The organism is Pseudidiomarina tainanensis, assembly GCF_900115255.1.
GTDB classification, from domain to species: Bacteria; Pseudomonadota; Gammaproteobacteria; order Enterobacterales; family Alteromonadaceae; genus Pseudidiomarina; species Pseudidiomarina tainanensis.
The window spans coordinates 562,077-579,799 of record NZ_FOYU01000001.1 but is presented as its reverse complement, the minus strand read 5'-3'; the positions used below and the strand labels follow the sequence as shown (position 1 = coordinate 579,799).

18 protein-coding genes are annotated in these 17,723 nt (G+C 45.9%); 8 read left to right on the top strand and 10 right to left on the bottom strand.

Annotation, left to right across the window (positions count from 1 at the left end):
* Nucleotides 1-90: 90 nt before the first annotated feature.
* Both BM292_RS02770 and BM292_RS02765 read left to right on the top strand, forming a co-directional pair.
* A complete protein-coding gene (locus BM292_RS02770; RefSeq protein WP_092855042.1) occupies nt 91-906 on the top strand; it encodes a DUF2189 domain-containing protein in 816 nt (271 codons plus the stop codon).
* Nucleotides 907-908: 2 nt separating this feature from the next.
* Nucleotides 909-1,742, top strand: a complete 834-nt coding sequence (locus BM292_RS02765; protein ID WP_092855040.1) for a glucosaminidase domain-containing protein — start codon at nt 909-911, stop codon at nt 1,740-1,742.
* Here BM292_RS02765 and ttcA read toward each other — a convergent pair.
* The 10 genes from ttcA to ccoN all read right to left on the bottom strand — a co-directional run bounded on the left by ttcA (nt 1,717) and on the right by ccoN (nt 10,812).
* Nucleotides 1,717-2,667 (bottom strand): tRNA 2-thiocytidine(32) synthetase TtcA, encoded by a 951-nt coding sequence (ttcA, locus tag BM292_RS02760; RefSeq protein WP_092855038.1) that lies wholly within the window; start codon nt 2,665-2,667, stop codon nt 1,717-1,719. The two genes, BM292_RS02765 and ttcA, sit on opposite strands and share 26 nt — an antisense overlap.
* Nucleotides 2,668-2,711: 44 nt before the next feature.
* Nucleotides 2,712-3,641, bottom strand: coding sequence for a universal stress protein UspE (gene uspE, locus BM292_RS02755; RefSeq protein ID WP_092855036.1), 930 nt, complete (start codon nt 3,639-3,641; stop codon nt 2,712-2,714).
* Between the two features lie 69 nt (nt 3,642-3,710).
* The gene (locus BM292_RS02750; protein WP_092856866.1) at nt 3,711-4,370 is read right to left on the bottom strand and encodes a sulfite exporter TauE/SafE family protein; all 660 of its coding nucleotides are present in this window, start codon (nt 4,368-4,370) and stop codon (nt 3,711-3,713) included.
* Nucleotides 4,360-4,569, bottom strand: coding sequence for a cbb3-type cytochrome oxidase assembly protein CcoS (gene ccoS, locus BM292_RS02745; protein ID WP_092855034.1), 210 nt, complete (start codon nt 4,567-4,569; stop codon nt 4,360-4,362). Before ccoS ends, BM292_RS02750 begins: the two co-directional genes overlap by 11 nt.
* The gene (locus BM292_RS02740; protein WP_092855032.1) at nt 4,569-7,013 is read right to left on the bottom strand and encodes a heavy metal translocating P-type ATPase; all 2,445 of its coding nucleotides are present in this window, start codon (nt 7,011-7,013) and stop codon (nt 4,569-4,571) included. The genes ccoS and BM292_RS02740 overlap by 1 nt, the downstream gene beginning before the upstream one ends.
* A 3-nt stretch (nt 7,014-7,016) precedes the next feature.
* Nucleotides 7,017-7,514, bottom strand: coding sequence for a FixH family protein (locus BM292_RS02735; RefSeq protein ID WP_092855030.1), 498 nt, complete (start codon nt 7,512-7,514; stop codon nt 7,017-7,019).
* A 62-nt stretch (nt 7,515-7,576) separates the two neighbouring features.
* Nucleotides 7,577-8,524: a cytochrome-c oxidase, cbb3-type subunit III gene (ccoP, locus tag BM292_RS02730; RefSeq protein ID WP_092855028.1), complete on the bottom strand. Its 948-nt coding sequence runs from the start codon at nt 8,522-8,524 to the stop codon at nt 7,577-7,579.
* Entirely contained in the window at nt 8,517-8,708 is a 192-nt protein-coding gene (locus BM292_RS02725; RefSeq protein ID WP_092855026.1) for a cbb3-type cytochrome oxidase subunit 3, read from the bottom strand. Before BM292_RS02725 ends, ccoP begins: the two co-directional genes overlap by 8 nt.
* A gap of 1 nt (nt 8,709) precedes the next feature.
* Nucleotides 8,710-9,330, bottom strand: a complete 621-nt coding sequence (gene ccoO, locus BM292_RS02720; protein WP_092855024.1) for a cytochrome-c oxidase, cbb3-type subunit II — start codon at nt 9,328-9,330, stop codon at nt 8,710-8,712.
* 12 nt (nt 9,331-9,342) lie between these two features.
* Nucleotides 9,343-10,812 (bottom strand): cytochrome-c oxidase, cbb3-type subunit I, encoded by a 1,470-nt coding sequence (gene ccoN, locus BM292_RS02715; RefSeq protein ID WP_092855022.1) that lies wholly within the window; start codon nt 10,810-10,812, stop codon nt 9,343-9,345.
* 223 nt (nt 10,813-11,035) lie between these two features.
* Between ccoN and BM292_RS02710 the strand changes: the two genes are divergently transcribed.
* The 6 genes from BM292_RS02710 (at nt 11,036) to BM292_RS02685 (ending at nt 17,703) form a co-directional block, all read left to right on the top strand.
* Nucleotides 11,036-11,428, top strand: coding sequence for a hypothetical protein (locus BM292_RS02710; RefSeq protein WP_092855020.1), 393 nt, complete (start codon nt 11,036-11,038; stop codon nt 11,426-11,428).
* A gap of 73 nt (nt 11,429-11,501) precedes the next feature.
* Nucleotides 11,502-11,969, top strand: coding sequence for an NfeD family protein (locus BM292_RS02705; protein ID WP_092855018.1), 468 nt, complete (start codon nt 11,502-11,504; stop codon nt 11,967-11,969).
* The gene (locus tag BM292_RS02700; RefSeq protein ID WP_092855016.1) at nt 11,966-12,892 is read left to right on the top strand and encodes an SPFH domain-containing protein; all 927 of its coding nucleotides are present in this window, start codon (nt 11,966-11,968) and stop codon (nt 12,890-12,892) included. Before BM292_RS02705 ends, BM292_RS02700 begins: the two co-directional genes overlap by 4 nt.
* 124 nt (nt 12,893-13,016) lie before the next feature.
* Complete coding sequence (locus BM292_RS02695) at nt 13,017-14,063, top strand: efflux RND transporter periplasmic adaptor subunit (protein WP_092855014.1); 1,047 nt, start codon at nt 13,017-13,019, stop codon at nt 14,061-14,063.
* Complete coding sequence (locus tag BM292_RS02690; protein WP_092855012.1) at nt 14,060-17,149, top strand: efflux RND transporter permease subunit; 3,090 nt, start codon at nt 14,060-14,062, stop codon at nt 17,147-17,149. Before BM292_RS02695 ends, BM292_RS02690 begins: the two co-directional genes overlap by 4 nt.
* Nucleotides 17,149-17,703, top strand: a complete 555-nt coding sequence (locus BM292_RS02685) for a hypothetical protein (protein WP_092855010.1) — start codon at nt 17,149-17,151, stop codon at nt 17,701-17,703. Before BM292_RS02690 ends, BM292_RS02685 begins: the two co-directional genes overlap by 1 nt.
* The last annotated feature ends 20 nt before the right edge of the window (nt 17,704-17,723 follow it).

Below are 17,723 nucleotides of genomic sequence, written 5' to 3'. Positions count from 1 at the left end.
ATTATCCCACAACTTCACATAAATGACATTGGTAAGCGTTGCGGCGTTGCCGTATAATTGGCGCTGAAACACAACTTGGAGATTAAACGCGTGTCAAATAACTCAAATAATACGGCACCTCAGTTAGCTGCTGGCGATTTTAGTCGAGCGTTACGTGGTGAGATCAAATTAACAATTGGTCCATTATTACAACGCTCTTGGGACATTACCTTACGATCATTGCCGTGGATGCTCATTGTGTTTATTGGTGTTTTAGCATTGAGCGCCGTCGTGTCTGAAATATTAATGGCTGTATTTCCTTACGATGAGCAAGCTATGGCGAATCCGGAAGCGATTGATTGGGAGCAAGTCAATCTTGGTAACCTCGTGCTAAGTAGCTTGTTACAAGAATTAATATTAGCCCCGTTTACTGCCATGCTGGTGTTTGTTGGTATGCTCAATGCGATTGACCAAAAACCAAGCGTTGCCAAATTACGAGGCGTTTTAAAATTTGCACCACAATTAATGTTGGTTGCTGTGCTGAAGCTAGTCGTTATGGCGTTAGGCGTTGGCATTATTATTGCCGTCGCTTCATTTTTAAGTGTCGCTTTGGCGATTTTATTAGGCGTTTTGGCAGCCATTTATCTCCAGCTTGCGATGATGTTAGCTGTACCTTTAGTGATTGACCGTCAATTAAGTGCCACTCGGGCTCTGATCGCATCGTTTTTGGTGATCAATAAAGCGATGTTCCCCGTACTTGGACTGATGGTACTCGTTGGCGTTATTGTCGTTATTAGTGCATTGCCGTTGTTGTTGGGCCTAATTTTCACCATCCCAATGGCATTTAACGCGTTAGGCGTTGTTTATAATGCGCTCGTAGGTTGTTCTGACGATAGCCAACATCCAAGTCACGAATTAACGGAGTAACTATGCGATTTTTAGGCTGGTTTGTCGCCGTCGTTTTAGTTGTGTTGGCAATTTGGTTGCCAACACAATTGAACGTGCAACCAGACAGTATGGATGAGCAAAGCAACGACAGACGACAAGAACTGCAAGTAGAAATAATTACTGAGGTTCCAAACTTTCAACAATTCGCTGATGTTCGAAACAAGAAACAAGCATTCTTTGGTTTCTTGGCGCCTATCGTTCAAGTGGAAAATGCATCGATTGAGCAAGAGCGGGAGCGAGTTGTACGTATTCAGCAACATTTATTGGCAGGCAATAAATTGTCGAGCCAGCAATCGAAACAACTGACAGCTATAGCTGAACGCTACAATGTAGATGTCGATAGTAGCGATTATGAAGCAACGTTTGGCGTTTTGTTGCGTCGCGTTGATGTGGTTCCAGAAGCTCTCGTTTTAGTCCAAGCAGCGAATGAGTCAGGCTGGGGAACTTCGCGTTTTGCAACTGAAGCGCTTAACTTCTTTGGTCAGTGGTGTTTTACCAAAGGCTGTGGCCTAGTGCCCGACGCGCGTGCTGATGACATGAGCCATGAAGTACGTAAATTTTCCTCGGTTAACGCCTCGGTACGAAGCTATTTACGCAACATTAATACCCATCCAGCGTACTTCGAGTTGCGTCGGTTGCGTGCTGAAAAACGAGCGGCGGGTGCCGATGTTCGTGCACTTGATTTAACGCCCGGCTTGTTAAGCTATTCAGAGCGGGGCGAAGAATATATCTACGAATTAAATTCGATGATACGCGTCAATCGCCCGATTATTATTGATGTGTTAGAGCCTAGCTCAAATTCAGCACCTGAATAACACCATTGCTGCCGGCATTTTCTTGTTCGGCAGCATCTTCTTCATCACGATAATTTAAAAAGTCAGTCGGGGTGCTGTGGTCAAAAGCATGGTCACCATCGGCATTCTCTTCGCCGGTCGCTTGAATGCTTTTAAAGTCATACAACGTCGGATCAGCAAGGTGCGATGGCACGATGTTTTGCAGTGCTGTAAACATACTTTCAATACGACCGGGATATTGACGATCCCACTGTTTGAGTAGGTCTTTAATCACTTTACGCTGCAAGTTTTCCTGCGAACCACATAAGTTACACGGAATGATTGGGAAATTCATGTGCTCAGCGTATTTCGCGATGTCTTTCTCACGCGTGTAGGCTAACGGACGAATCACGACATGCTTGCCGTTGTCACTGACCAGCTTTGGTGGCATGGACTTCATTTTGCCACCGTAAAACATATTCAACATGAGCGTTTCTACCATATCGTCACGATGATGCCCAAGCGCTATTTTAGTTGCGCCGAGCTCTTCAGCAACACGGTACAAAATACCACGGCGTAATCGTGAGCAGAGTGAACACGTTGTTTTACCTTCAGGGATTTTCTCTTTGACGATACTGTAGGTGTCTTCTTCGATAATACGGAAATCAACGCCCTCAGCGCTTAAATATTCCGGTAGGATATGCTCAGGAAAACCAGGTTGTTTCTGATCGAGATTAACTGCAACAATCTCGAACTTAACGGGCGCAATGCGCTGTAAGAAACGCAAGATATCAAGCAACGTATAACTGTCTTTGCCGCCTGACAAACACACCATAATTTTGTCGCCATCTTCAATCATATTAAAGTCTTGAATGGCTTCACCGACAGTACGGCGGAGGCGTTTTTTTAACTTGTTAAAGTTGTATTGTTGCTTTTTGGCTTGCGCCGTGATGGTTGCTGCGCTCATGTCTACCTAACTACTTAACGTTGATTCGAGAAAAACGGGCGCGATTATAACTTAATTGGCGACACAAATCCCTCAGGTTTTACGGCCAACAAATCGCAATTAATCGATTCAATCACATGTTCGGCAGTGTTTCCTAAAAGTGCAGCCGAAAATCCCGTACGGCCAATCGTACCGAGTACCACTAATTCAGCATCGAGTTCTTCGGCGAGCTCTGGAATCACTTGCTCGGGCAGCCCCTCGAGTACGTGTTGCTGCATTGGCGGAATATGATAGGGCATCGCGTGCTCCGCTAACGCAATCTTATGATTTTCTTCAATCGTTTCCCGATAATTTGTGGTATCAAATTCTGGTATTTCAGCTGCAATCGTAATCGGCGCCCCTGGAAATGCGTTCACCAGATGCACCTCGCTTTGTAGACAGTTAGCGAAACTAAGTGCTGCTTCAGTTACTTGTCGGTTTAACGAACGGTGATGATCATGTTCTCCCGTTGTGTGAATTGCGGCGAGTATTTTGCCATGTTCGGGCCATTCATGCTCTTTTACCAGTAATACCTTACAAGGTGCTTTGCGTAATAGGTGCCAATCGGTTGGCGTAAAGAGTAGGGCAGCTAAACCTTCACGCTCATGGGTTGCTTTAACGATGATGTCATATTCACCTTCAATCGCTGTTTCAATAATGGCTTCAAATGGTCGATTATGCCAAAGCACTTTAATATCGAAATTGATATCACGGGTGTTGTAGTCTTCGAGAAGATCGTTGATCCATACTTTACGATCATTAATTAAACTGTCACGCATCACGTTGCGTTCGTCGGCGGCCAACATGGTGGTCATCTCATACGAAAAATCATAAATCGAGACCATAAACGTAACGTGTGATTGACTGATCCGAGCTAAATGAAGGGCACGATTTAACGCTTTTTGTGGTTGTCGGTCAGCATCTAAAACCGCTAATATTTTTTTCACGCAAGTCATAAATCACCTTGGCTTTAATAAATAAATATGGTTTGAGTTTAGCCAACTATTTGATAAACAGCCAAGTGATTAAATAACTTGTAATTGACGCAAGGCAATAATCATTGTCCACAAACCGTAGACAATCATTAAAGCGCCCATCAGTTTTCGAAACCCTTGAGATTTAAGCAGTTGTTGTAGGCTATGGTTCAACCAACCAAAGGCAAACATCGCTGGTAGGGTACCAAAACCGAACGCGAGCATGTAAAGACTTCCCTGGGTAGCTGAACCACTAATTGCCGCCCAACTTAGTGCGCTATAAACCAAACCACAGGGTAGCCAGCCCCATAGCATACCAGCCATGAATAGGCTTGAATAACTCGCTTGCCGCTGACGTAATGCTGTTGCCAACGGCTGCAAGCGACGCCAGAAAGGTTGGCCTAAACGTTCGAGGTGACGTAAACCAAACCACCACTGACCAAGATACAAACCGAATGCAACTAACACCAGTGCGGCGATAATTCGCAGCCCAATCAAACCATTATCAGCTAAGCCAGCAATGCTACCGACAGCTGCGCCAACGATAGCCCCAGCAATGCTATAAGAAATGATCCGACCAAGGTTGTAGATAAACAGTTGACCAGTATTAACCTGTCCTGCAAAAGCACTGGCAATACCGCCGCACATCATCACGCAATGACCGGCGCCGGCTAACCCCATGAGTAGTGCCGCGAACCAATCAACGTTCATTGGCATTATCACTGCTTTCTGTATTCGCGTGACCGTCTTTTGGAGAGGATTTATTCGTTGCTTCGTCGTCCAGCAGAATATTCATACCTTGGCGCTCTAAATCTTCAAATTGGTCGCTGCGTACCGCAAAAAAGAACACGGCAACGGCAATGACGACAAATAATAAAGCGATAGGTATCAGAACATATAAACTTTCCATTATCGGTATAACCTTAACGAGTTGACTAACACGATTAATGAACTCAATGACATGCCAATAGCCGCTATATAAGGTGTCACGAAGCCGGCCATGGCGACGGGCAGAATACCAATATTATAGATTAATGCCCAAAGAATGTTTTGGCGCAGAATATTTCGGGCTTTTAAGGTGATCGTACGAAACTGGTCTAATGCACTGAACTGGTTTCTCAGTAACACCACATCAGCGGCGGTTCGTGCTAAGTCCGCCGCGTGTCCAAAGGTAATCGATACATCTGCTTGCGCCAACACAGGGCCGTCATTCAAACCATCACCAATCATTGCAACCGCTCCGTGCTGCTGAGCCGCTGACAGTTTTTCAAGCTTATCGGCCGGTAGTAGGTCGGCAAATACTTGTTTAATACCAAGTTCAGAAGCGACGACCTCGGCAAGCTCAAGCCGATCACCGGTGAGCATAATCACTTCTATTCCAGCCGTTTGCATTGCTAATATTGTGGCTTTGGCATCTTCTCGAAGTTTATCACCTACATGCAATTCAGCGAGCACCTTATCGTCAGTTGCAAGGAATACCTGACACTGATTTAAAGAAGGTTTAAAGTCTGGGTGCCACTGTTGAATATAGCGCAAGCTACCAATTCGAACGGGTACAGATTTATCTGACTCATACTCCCACGTCGCATCGATACCGAAACCCGTTTCATTCGTGATATCCGTTAGCGTTGCTCGCTCTGAAGTTAGATGGCGAAGTGCGGTGGCAATCGGATGCTCTGAGTGATTTTCAAGTGCTTGCACAAGCGCTTTTAGTTTACTTTCAGAGAAGCTTAGAGAATCTGGTTTTTGGTGAATGTAAAATTCTTGAAGTTTGAACTCACCGGTTGTTAGCGTTCCGGTTTTATCCACAAAGACAGTTTTCACGTCTGGCAAAATCTGCAAGACATCGGCGTTTCGCAATAAAATGCCAGCTTTGTTGAGTTTATGAATCGCACCTGTCACGGCGGTTGGAGCCGCTAGTGCCAAGGCGCAAGGACAGGTTGCAACCAGTACTGACAAGGTTACCCAAAATGCTTCAGCTGGGTCAATTACCGTCCAGATTAAAAACGTCGTTGCCGCCAACATCAAAATACGCACGACAAATTTACTTGCCATGCGTTCAGCAACTCGCGCTAATTTAGGTTTGCGCGACAATGCTAAATCTTGTAATTCAATGATACTAGCCAGTACCGTTTCTTGTTGAATCGCCGTCACTTTGACGCGGATTGCTTGGTTTTGATTAATACTGCCGGCTAACACCGTATCGCTTTGTCGCTTATTAACGACTCGGCTTTCCCCGGTTAAAATACTTTCATTAACGCCAGCGCTGGAGCTTAATAGTTCGCCATCGGCAGGAACTGTGGCACCGGGCATAACATGAATAACATCACCAACTTGTAAATGGCTGACTGCAACGGACTCGGCTTCGCCGACTGCAGTCTCGCGTTGCGCAATGGCTGGCAATAATTTAACTAAATTTGATGCTGCGCTAACTGCTTTTTGACGAGCTAATAATTCAAAGTAACGACCAACGAGCAGAAAGAACGTAAACATCGCTACTGATTCGAAATAAACCTCACCCTCATTGATAAAGGTTGCATAAGCACTGGCGCCGTATGCTGATAACAAGGCAAAGGTAACCGGAACATCCATATTAGGCTGGCCAGCCTGAATGCTGCGAATGGCGCTGATATAAAAGGGCTGGGCACTGTACAGCAATACTGGCGTCGCCATAAACAGGCTGATCCACCACATGAACTGGCGTAATTGTGGATCAAGGTCGCTCACCACACCGAAATATAAGCCGACGGCAAGCATCATCACTTGCATTGTTGCTAAGCCTGCAACACCAAGGCGGGTCACAAAGTAGCGGCGACGTTGTTTAAATTCTTGTTCTTGGTTGGCCGCTTGAAAAGGTAGCGCACGATAGCCAAGTTCAGCAATAGCTTGCAATATTGCACTTAGTTTTACCGTGCTCGGTAACCAACGTACGTTGACACGCTCGGTCGTAGCATTGACTTGAACCTGCAAAATACCGGGCAAGCGACTGACATGTTGCTCAATAAGCCATGCACAGGCCGAGCAAGTCATACCTTCGATGGATAAATTAATACTGCGAGCGTCGCCGTCAACTCGGGTGAATTGCTGTTGTAGTTGCTCATCATCATAGGCGGTTAATTGCTGCAATTCTTCCGGAATGAGCGGTATTTGAAGTGGATTGCTTGTGTCGCGATATTGATAAAAATGCAAAAGATTTTGTTGCGCGATAGTTTCAGCAACAGCTTGGCAACCGTAACAACAAACCTGGTGTTGTTGGTTGTTCAACACAACACGATAGCCACCGTCGGCAGGCAATGGCTGAAGACAGTGAAAACACTGTCCGTCAGGGACATCCGGCAACTTGGTCTGCGTCATTGTTTAAACGCCGTAGGTTAACGGTTTGATGGCAAGCTCACGATAAGCTGGCAGTTGTACTTGTTGAGTTACTCGCCAACTATTATCGAATGGCGTTATTGTTAACGTCCATTTGCCAGATTCATTTTCCGGAAGCGTACCGCGATAAATTCCTTGAGCATCAGCGGTTAATGTTACCGTGAAATCTTTTTCAGCAAGCGTGGTGTGATAAAAATTAACTTTCAATGCACTAAATTGCTCTGGCGCGCCACTGGTATAGGTTAACGCGAAGCTTTTATCGGTTTGTTTAAATGAAAATTCGATATTTAATGCCTGTGCCGCTTGAACCTTTTCTACTTGGGCATTGATGCCTCGACCTTTCTTGTAGTAATCATCGACTACCATTGCATTGTCACCGTAACCACTAGCAATGGTCAGCGTAATAATCATGGCAATAATGACTGAAAACGGAATGAGCATTAAGAACCAAGGCCAAAACTGCTTATACCACGGTTTTTCCATGCGACTGAAACCCCAATCAATGTGTTTTAAAGAAAAAACCCCGCAGGAGCGGGGCTTTTCGATTAGTCCTGCGATAGTCCGTAAACGTACGAGCTAATAACATGGATTTTATCCTCTCCGAGGATATCTTTCCACGCTGGCATGACACCATTACGACCGTTACGTAAAGTTTCCTCAATTGCGTCTTGTGAACCACCATATAACCAAATGTTATCGGTTAAGTTTGGTGCACCAAGTGCTTGATTACCCTTACCGTCAGCGCCATGACAGGCTGAACAAACGGCGAAGTTTGCTTGGCCGGCTTTAGCTAACTCAGGGTCTACTTTACGACCACTTAAGCTCATCACGTAATTCGCTAATTCCGTGATTTGTTGGTCATTAAATTGCGTTTGCGCTGGCATGACGCCATTACGACCAGCAATTAATGTGTGCTTAATGGCCGCAGGGCTTCCACCGTATAACCAATCATCGTCAGTTAGGTTAGGGAAACCTTTGCCACCCATCGCATTCGAGCCATGACATTGTGCACAGTTTTGGATAAACAAACGTTGACCGATTTTCACCGCTTCAGGATCTTGCGACAACTCTTCAATTGAACGCTCAGACAACGCTGCAAAAACTGGACCGAATTTCTCTTCAGCCTGATCAACTTGACGATCGTATTCAACAATCAAACCAGCTTCACGAGCCGCTTCGGTTGCTTGTTTTGATTCCTCTAATGACCGAACGTCTTGGTTCGAACTACTCCAGCCAAGGAGGCCTGCGAAGTTACCTAAACCAGGATATAAGGCTAAGTAAAGGAAGCCCCATACAATCGTGATCCAAAATAGAATGGTCCACCATTTCGGCATTGGGTTGTTAATTTCCACGATACCGTCAAATTCGTGGTCCATTAATTCACCTTCTTTAATGCCAGTGTAGTTCGTCATATTCCAGCGTAATAGCCAGATAATAACCACCAAGAAGGCTAAAGTTAGGACGATAATCCATGCACTCCAGAAGCTACTCATTATTCTTCGACTCCTGTTTGGTACTGTCTTTGGTTACTGACGATTGTTTATCTTCGTCAAAAATAGAGTTAGCGGCTTCATCAAAGTTCTTTTTTTGACCTTTGCTGTATGCCCACCAAACTACACCAATAAACAGTACGAAAACTAATACGGTGTAAAAACTACGCCAAGTGATGTAATCCATCTTACTCAGCCTGCGTCAAACCAGTTCCAAGCACTTGCAGATATGCAATCAAGGCTTCCATTTCTGTCTTGCCTGCAACTGCAGCCTTCGCACCAGCAATTTCTTCGTCGGTGTAAGGCGCTCCAAATGACCGGAATACTTCCATCTTCTTCGCTGTTAACTCACCGTCCAGGGTGTTTTCAGCAAGCCATGGAAAGCCTGGCATGTTTGACTCTGGTACTACGTCACGCGGATTCATTAAGTGAACATAGTGCCATTCGTCACTGTAACGACCACCAACACGTGCGAGATCAGGACCAGTTCGTTTCGAACCCCATAAGAATGGGCGTTCCCAAACATGCTCACCTGCAAGTGAGTAGTGACCATAACGCTCAGTTTCCGAACGGAAAGGGCGAATCATTTGACTGTGACAGTTGTTACAACCTTCACGAATATAGATATCACGACCTTCCATTTGAAGCGCAGTATATGGTTTTAAACCCACAACCGGCTCGTTTGTCTGCTTCTGAAACAGTAGCGGGGTAATTTCCACGAGACCGCCAATTGAAATGGCGATGGTCATGGCTACCGCCAGCCAACCAACACGTTTTTCAAGAAATGCGTGTTTAACGTTCTTGCTCATTATATCGACTCCTTAGGCTGACTGAGTTGCTGCTGGAGCAGGGCTAGGTTGTGAAGACGCGGCACCAACATGTTCGACAGTTGGTTTGCCAGCGCGAATCGTGCGATAAACGTTCACAGCCATCAACACCATGCCAGTGACAATGAATAAGCCACCAACAAAACGGATAAACCAGAACGGATAAGAAGCAACGACACTCTCAACGAAACTGTAGGTTAATGTACCATCAGTTGCGTTAACTGCACGCCACATAAGACCTTGCATAACACCAGAAATCCACAGGGCGACGATGTAGAGTACAACACCAATCGTGTGTAGCCAGAAGTGGATATTGATCCAACGGACATTATGCATTTGAGTTTGGTTCCACAAACGTGGAATCAGGTAATACAATGAACCGATAGTAATCATTGCGACCCAGCCCAAAGCACCTGAATGCACGTGACCAATGGTCCAGTCGGTGTAGTGTGATAATGCGTTCACCGATTTGATCGCCATCATTGGACCTTCGAACGTTGACATACCATAGAATGACAACGACACGATCAAGAAGCGCAGAATAGGGTCGGTTTTCAATTTATGCCATGCACCAGATAACGTCATGATACCGTTGATCATACCGCCCCATGAAGGAACGAACAGAATCACTGACATCACCATGCCTAATGACTGAGTCCAGTCTGGTAGCGCGGTATAGTGCAAATGGTGCGGGCCAGCCCAAATATACAATGAGATAAGAGCCCAAAAGTGCACAACTGACAAACGGTAAGAATAGACTGGACGCTCAGCTTGCTTTGGTACGAAATAATACATCATACCCAAAAAGCCAGCAGTTAGCAGAAAGCCTACTGCGTTATGGCCGTACCACCATTGCACCATGGCATCGGTTGCACCAGCATAGAGACTGTACGATTTTGTGAATGACACCGGTACAGCCATGCTGTTGACAATATGCAACACGGCGATGGTAACGATGAAACCGCCATAGAACCAGTTTGCAACATAGATGTGCGACGTTTTACGCTGCACCAACGTACCGAAGAAGACGATGATATAAGCCACCCAAACGAGGGCAATCAGAATATCAATCGGCCATTCAAGCTCGGCGTATTCTTTCGAGCTCGTTAAACCTAACGGCAAAGTAATAACAGCTAAGACAATAACCGCTTGCCAGCCCCAGAATACAAAGCTAGCTAACTTGTCTGAGAATAATGCTGTTTTACATGTCTTTTGAACGATGTAAAACGATGTTCCCATCAGAGCTGACGTACCGAATGCAAAAATTACTGCATTAGTATGCAATGGACGTAACCGCGAATAGGTTAGCCATGGCGTGTCAAAGTTTAATTCTGGCCAGATCAGCTGCGCAGCAATGAATACGCCGACTGTCATGCCAATGATTCCCCAAATAACGGTCATAATGGCAAACTGCCGTACGACCTTCAGGTTATATTCGATTTGTTGTGGATTCGTTTGGCTCATTTTTGTTTTCCGCGTTGATGCTCTGAAAAATTAAGACAGAGTAACGTGACAAATAATAGGTTGCCTGTCCGTTCCCTTATCGGTAGTTTGACAAACGCCGTTATTTTACGAGTTTTAAACCAAGAAAAACAGGCTGAAAACAGGAAAAATAGGCGGTTTACAGGCGCTTGGCGAAATAATATACAGTTCATTTAATTCCATTTTTGAGGTAAAAAATACCCGCATGAAAGCTAAGGTCTTTATTTTCGCGCTTTTGAGCGTTTTCTTGTTAAGTAGTTGTGAACAACAACAACCACTTCAACAGCATAGAACAAAAGCAGAAATCTTCCATAAGTTTGATCCGGATCAACCTCGGGTAGAGGAGCCCTTTGTCATCACTTTGACGGCGCCAACAGATGTGCAGCTGGAAAATGGGAAAATTGAAGGTATCTCTATGTATATGGGGAGTATTCCGCTGGTTATCGAACAGATTACGGCAAGCGAATGGCAGGCCCAAGTATGGTTGGGCGCATGTAGTGATCCGCAAATGCAATGGCAGGTCACGGTGCCTTGGTATAACACCGCAACGTCAGCGCGTGGGGTTTATGTTTTTCAATTTATGACTGAAACCAATTGAAACAATTAATACAAGTGTCAAATTTAACTGCATGCTATAGTTTTTTCGGTAACAATTTTAACAAGGTGGCTACATGTCTATCGCTTTAATATGGATTTTAGTTGGTGTTGCGCTGATTATTTCGGAGCTTTTACTGACCAGTGTCGTTGCGGTGTTTTTGGGGATTGGTGCAATCGTAACAGGGTTGTTAATACACTGGGGTTTGGTTGATGATTTGGCAATGCAATTTGCGATTTTCGGAATTGTTAGCTTGGTTAGCCTGTTATTGGCAAGAGGCCGTATAAAGCGCTGGTTTACTGGCTATACGGCTGATGAAGACGAAACAAAACCCAATTTCCAGCGCGATATAGGCGCACGGGTAACTGTTGTAAAAGCATTTAATCACGGCGCTGGGCGCGTCGTATTGAATGGTGTTCAATGGGACGCCTTTTCAGAAGATGACCTGCAGGTGGGAGATACCGCTTGGGTCGTGGCAAACGAAGGAATTCAGCTTACGGTGCAAAAAGAACGCATCCAATCTAAGGAGAATAATAAATCATGAACGCCACGAATATCGAAACAATTTTAGCCGTCGGCTTTGCCTTAGCCGTCGTCATTATCATATTAAAATCGGCACGAATTGTGCCGCAGCGCTCGAATTACGTGATTGAGCGGCTGGGTAAGTACAGTCGTACGCTCGATTCGGGATTCCATATTCTTATTCCATTTATTGATAAAGTGGCTTATCAGCACGTTTTGAAAGAAGAAGTTATCGATGTTGAACGACAAGCGTGTGTTACCCGCGATAATATTCAAGTTGGTATCAACGGCGTGCTCTACATTCAAGTCGTTGATGCGCATAAAGCCAGTTATGGTATCAACGATTATCGTTATGCGGCGTCGCAGCTTGCACAAACAACAATGCGTTCAGTGATTGGTCAAACGGATCTTGATAAAACCTTCGAAGAACGAGCACGAATTAATGAAATTGTGGTTCAGGCGCTAGATGAGGCAGCGGCACCATGGGGCATTAAAGTTTTACGTTACGAAATTTCTGACATCGAATTACCGATGAGTATTAAGGATGCGCTTGAGCAACAAATGCGCGCTGAGCGTGAGCGTCGTGCGGCAATTGCTAAGTCAGAAGGTGAACGACAAGCAATGATCAACGTTTCTGAGGGTCATAAGCAAGAAGTCATCAATTTGTCAGAAGCAGAAAAACAGAAGCAAATTAATGAAGCTGAAGGCCGTGCACGAGAAATTGAATTAATTGCCGAAGCTACCGCTGAAGGGCTTGGCAAAATAGCCCAAGCGATTCAACAACCAGGCGGACAAGATGCTGTTAGCCTGCGCGTTGCCGAACAATATGTGAAAGAATTCGGTAACTTAGCGAAAGAGTCAAACACCCTCATTTTACCTGCTCAACTTGCTGATATTGGCAGTGCTGTCGCCGGCTTGACTGAAATCATCAAGAAGAAAAGCTGACCCGCTATAATCTAACTGGCGTAATTAAAAGGTCGTTCATCGAAGATGGACGACCTTTTGTGATCAAATTTGAGAAAATTTACCTACTTACACAACAGTAACTTTTTGAAACAGGACTCTATTCATGCAGTGGTTAAATCGGTTGGTTATCATCGGAACGCTTGTCACATGTGCAGGCGGAGCTTCAGTTGCTCACGCGCAACAGTGGGGCGGTGGTGATCGCGCAGCATTAGTTGTCATGCAACCGGTTGGCTTTGAACGCGTTCAGCGTTACGTTGAGTCGGTTGGTTACGCCGAAGCCGAACGATCTGTTGAGTTATATCCTGCCGTCAGTGATTTGGTTTTAGAGGTTAATTTCAAACCTGGACAACAAGTTGCGAAAGGTGATGTTTTAGTTCGCCTTGACGATCGTCAACAACAAGTTGATTTGCAACGTGCTCGTATTCAACTTGAGGACGCAGAGCGCACGGTAAAGCGCCTTACCACCAGCCGCCAACAAGGCGCCATTGCACAGAGTGAGTTGGATGTGGCGATAACCGCACGTGATCTTTTGAAAGTTGCTGTGCGTGAAGCTGAAGTGGCTTATGAAGATCGCCAAGTGCGAGCGCCATTTGATGGTGTGGTTGGTATTACCGACGTTGAAGCTGGCGATAGAATTACCACACAGACACTCATCACCACGATTGATCAACGTCAGCAATTGTATATCGACTTTAACGCTCCTGAGGCTGCTATTGAGCTGCTTCAGAATGGTGCTGAATTGGTTGTCAGACCCTGGACCAGCCGCAATACGGAAGTCGATGCTGAAATCGTTGAAATTGATTCTCGCGTGGATATAACCAATCGCACAATCCGAGTTCGTGCTGCAATCGATAACCGCAATGATATGTATCGGCCCGGCATGAGTTTTCGTGTCGCGCTTGCTTATCAAGGCGACAGTTATGCGGTAGTACCGGAAGCCGCGCTGATGTGGAGTGCTGATGGCGCCTATGTATGGGTGGAAAAAGAAGGTAAAGCGCAACGGATTAACGTCAATATCCAGCAACGTCTTGAAGGTCGTATTTTAGTGTCTGGCGAACTGCAGCTTGGCGACAATTTAATTGTTGAAGGTGTTCAAACTCTACGAAATGGGCAGTCAGTTAGAGAAGCGACAGCGGAGGCGCAGCTATGAAGTTTTCGCCGCAGTTGAATGACTTGCCATCACTGGCGATTCGTCGACCGATTTTAATTGTCGTTCTTAATCTATTGATCATTATTGCTGGCTATGCCGCAATTAATGGCGTTGAGGTTCGTGAACTACCGGATGTTGACCGTCCAATCGTGACGATTTCGGCAAGTTTCCCCGGTGCCGCGCCGGAAACGGTGGACACTGAAGTAACAAGTATTCTAGAAGGTGCTGCGGCGCGAGTTAGTGGCGTTAAACAAATTCGAGCTTCAAGTGAAGAAGGTAGCTCACGTATTGTCGTTGAGTTTCGTCCAGGAATTGACTTAGATAGCGCAGCGAATGAAATGCGTGAAGCTGTCAGCCAAGTACAGCGTCGACTGCCGGAAGAAGTTGAAAACGTCGCGATTATCAAAGCCGATAATGATGCACAGGCGGTGGTCTCGTTGGCCGTATCGAGCAGCACGCTTGATCTGGAATCGCTAACCGAGCGAGTTGAAACTGATTTAGCGCCAAACTTTTTGAGTGTTCCTGGCGTTGCTGATGTGCGGTTAAATGGCGACCGTCAGCGCGTACTCAGAGTCATTTTGGATCCACTTCGCTTGGCGAGCTTCCAATTGACAGTAACCGATGTGGCGAATGTACTGCGCCAAGCGCCGTTTGATGTTCCGGCTGGTAGCTTAAAATCAACAGACCAGCAACTCATCGTGCGAGCGGATGCGAGTTCTGTGACAGTTGATGATGTCGAAAACATCGTCATTCGCGATACCACCCGTGTTGGTGATGTCGCGACGGTATTTTTCGGGCCAGCCGATGCAAATAGTATGGTTCGATTAGACGGTAAACCCGTTATTGGTCTTGGCATCATCCGTCAAGCGCGCTCCAACACCATTGAGATTTCTGATGAAGTATTGACGCTAGTCGAACGTCTCAAGCTGCAGTACCCAGAACTTGAGATTCAAGTGACGTCAGATGATGCAAAATTTATCCGCAGTTCAGTTGAAGAAGTATTTGTATCTCTAGCATTAACGATTGCCTTAGTCATTGTCACGCTTTGGGTATTTATTGGCTCTGGCCGTGCGACCATCATTCCGGCATTGGCTATTCCAGTTGCCTTGATTGGTTCGATTGCGGTGATCTGGCTGCTGGGTTTCTCAGTTAATATTCTTACGTTACTCGCGTTGGTATTGGCTACCGGCCTGATTGTCGATGATGCCATTGTGGTCTCCGAGAATATTCAGCGACGTCGAGCATTAGGCCTGGGAGCGCGTGCATCGGCAGTGGTTGGTACACGTGAAGTGTTCTTTGCCGTCGTTGCAACAACAGCCGTACTTGTCGCAGTATTTGTCCCCATTGCGTTTCTGCCTTCTACTGCAGGGCGCTTATTTAGGGAGTTTGGTGGTGTATTGGCAGCGGCCGTCATTATATCTTCGTTTGTCGCGTTATCACTGGTACCCGCATTAACGGCTCGCTTACCTTTAAAAGAAACCTCAAAAGAATCTGCGTTACAGCGTTTCGGTGGACGACTCCGCACGATATATCGCAGTACCTTGCATTTCGCACTTGATAAAGCGCTGTGGGTTTTTGTTGGTAGTAGCATCATAGCTGGCGTTGCTGGTTACCTATATTTCCAAGTTGATAATGAATTAATGCCTACCGAAGACCGCGGCACTATTCGTATTTTTGCACGCGGGCCAGATGGTGTTGGGATTGATTTTATGGACCGTCAAGCGCAGAAGATGGAAGAAATACTTCTGCCTTATGTTAATGGCGGGGCTGTTGACAGTATTAATACCGTTGTCGGTCAATGGGACCCAAATTTAGTATTTATTACGGTGCGGTTAACTGATTGGGAAGAACGCGAGCAAAGCCAACAAGATATTATTAATGAAATCAGTGGTCCGTTGGGAGAAATACCAGGGGCACCGGCTCGAGCGTTTGGTTCGAATAGTTTGAATCTTCGCGGCCAAGGTGGCGGCTTAGAGTTTGCATTAACCGGGGAAGAATATGCTGATATCTTCCGTGCGGCGCAAAAATTCACTGCTCGTTTGCAGCAAGAATTGCCAGAAGTAGGGTATCCGCGTATCGGTTATCAACCAACACAGCCGCAACTGCGCGTAAATATTGATCGCAAGCGTGCCGAAGAGTTAGGTGTCCCGTTAAATGACATTTCAACAACCTTGCGTGCAGCGATTAACGGACTCGACGTGACTGATTTGAATATCGGTGACCAAGCTGTTCCAATCATGTTGCAAGCGCAACGTGATTTGATTCGCGATCCGACCGATATCATGAATTTATACGTAGGTTCTCAAGCGACGGGTTTGGTGCCGCTGTCTAGTTTAACGACTCTGACGGAAGAAGGGGTTCCAGCCGAATTGGAGCGTCGTTCACAACGCCGTGCCATTCAAGTTGATATGCAGTTGCCAACGTCGATTCCGCTTGAGCAAGTTGTCGAGCGCTTGCGAGAGTTGGCAGCAGAAGAACTACCTAACGGCGTTGGCCTCGTATTACTTGGTGAAGCTGAAGCCTACGAAGAAACTTCACGCGAAGTTGCGTTAACTTATATATTAGCGTTTTTGATTGTATTTTTAGTCTTAGCAGCTCAGTTTGAAAGCGTAAACTCAGCAATCGTCGTAATGGCAACGGTACCGTTCGGAATCGCCGCCGCATTCTTTGCGCTATATATTACCGGAACCTCGATCAATATCTTTTCGCAAATCGGCTTAGTGATGTTGATTGGTCTGATCGCGAAAAACTCGATTCTATTGGTGGAGTTTGCCGATCAGCTCCGAGATCAAGGTGAATCAGTGCGTGAAGCGATTGAAAATGCAGCCGAAATTCGATTACGCCCAATTATGATGACGCTCGTTTCAACGCTACTCGGGGCACTGCCGCTGATTCTATCAATTGGTGCAGGCGCGGAATCACGCAATGCCATTGGTTGGGTGGTGTTTGGCGGGTTAGCTTTTGCGGTTTTATTTACCCTTTATTTAACACCGGTTCTATACTTAGCGATTGCACGTTTCACCAAACCACGTGCTGACGAAACGAATCGCCTTGAGAGTGAGATGAAACGAGCAGGGGAGCTATAATGGGTCACTTGGTTAAAGCATTGTTGTATGGAACATTCGCAATTACTGGCGCTAGCTTTGTGCCAAGCGCAGTTGCCGAGGTTGTGGATAGCTCAAAGCAGGGCTTTACCATTGAATTTAAGCAGGCCATCAATGCTTCCGTTGTCGATGTATATAGTGGCTTGACTGAAAATGTCGGAGAATGGTGGCTCGATGACCATACCTGGTTTGGTAATGGTCAGAACATGCAACTCGATGCACGAGCTGGTGGTTGCTTTTGTGAGATTTTTGGCGATTCACAAGCGCAGCATTTGCAAGTTGCGATGATTATTCCGAATCAATTGGTGCGTTTACTCGGTGGTTTAGGGCCGTTGCAGGGTGAGGGCGTGAGCGGCGTTATGGAGTGGCGACTCAATAATCTTGCGGAGACGTCAACCGAGCTCACTGTGTTTTATCGTGTTGGTGGTTATACGCCAAATGATTTAAGTCAATGGGCTCCTGCGGTTGAAAGCGTTCTGCAACAGCAAATGGCAGCCATGAAAACTTTTGTTGAAAATGATTTGGGAGCTCGATAATTTCGCCGAATACTTTTGAT

Excerpts from the sequence above, each read along its gene's own strand:
- BM292_RS02765 (WP_092855040.1), top strand. The coding sequence starts at position 909 with ATGCGATTTTTAGGCTGGTTTGTCGCCGTCGTTTTAGTTGTGTTGGCA.
- ttcA (WP_092855038.1), bottom strand. The coding sequence starts at position 2,667 with ATGAGCGCAGCAACCATCACGGCGCAAGCCAAAAAGCAACAATACAAC.
- uspE (WP_092855036.1), bottom strand. The coding sequence starts at position 3,641 with ATGACTTGCGTGAAAAAAATATTAGCGGTTTTAGATGCTGACCGACAA.
- BM292_RS02750 (WP_092856866.1), bottom strand. The coding sequence starts at position 4,370 with ATGAACGTTGATTGGTTCGCGGCACTACTCATGGGGTTAGCCGGCGCC.
- ccoS (WP_092855034.1), bottom strand. The coding sequence starts at position 4,569 with ATGGAAAGTTTATATGTTCTGATACCTATCGCTTTATTATTTGTCGTC.
- BM292_RS02740 (WP_092855032.1), bottom strand. The coding sequence starts at position 7,013 with ATGACGCAGACCAAGTTGCCGGATGTCCCTGACGGACAGTGTTTTCAC.
- BM292_RS02735 (WP_092855030.1), bottom strand. The coding sequence starts at position 7,514 with ATGGAAAAACCGTGGTATAAGCAGTTTTGGCCTTGGTTCTTAATGCTC.
- ccoP (WP_092855028.1), bottom strand. The coding sequence starts at position 8,524 with ATGAGTAGCTTCTGGAGTGCATGGATTATCGTCCTAACTTTAGCCTTC.
- BM292_RS02725 (WP_092855026.1), bottom strand. The coding sequence starts at position 8,708 with ATGGATTACATCACTTGGCGTAGTTTTTACACCGTATTAGTTTTCGTA.
- ccoO (WP_092855024.1), bottom strand. The coding sequence starts at position 9,330 with ATGAGCAAGAACGTTAAACACGCATTTCTTGAAAAACGTGTTGGTTGG.
- ccoN (WP_092855022.1), bottom strand. The coding sequence starts at position 10,812 with ATGAGCCAAACGAATCCACAACAAATCGAATATAACCTGAAGGTCGTA.
- BM292_RS02710 (WP_092855020.1), top strand. The coding sequence starts at position 11,036 with ATGAAAGCTAAGGTCTTTATTTTCGCGCTTTTGAGCGTTTTCTTGTTA.
- BM292_RS02705 (WP_092855018.1), top strand. The coding sequence starts at position 11,502 with ATGTCTATCGCTTTAATATGGATTTTAGTTGGTGTTGCGCTGATTATT.
- BM292_RS02700 (WP_092855016.1), top strand. The coding sequence starts at position 11,966 with ATGAACGCCACGAATATCGAAACAATTTTAGCCGTCGGCTTTGCCTTA.
- BM292_RS02695 (WP_092855014.1), top strand. The coding sequence starts at position 13,017 with ATGCAGTGGTTAAATCGGTTGGTTATCATCGGAACGCTTGTCACATGT.
- BM292_RS02690 (WP_092855012.1), top strand. The coding sequence starts at position 14,060 with ATGAAGTTTTCGCCGCAGTTGAATGACTTGCCATCACTGGCGATTCGT.
- BM292_RS02685 (WP_092855010.1), top strand. The coding sequence starts at position 17,149 with ATGGGTCACTTGGTTAAAGCATTGTTGTATGGAACATTCGCAATTACT.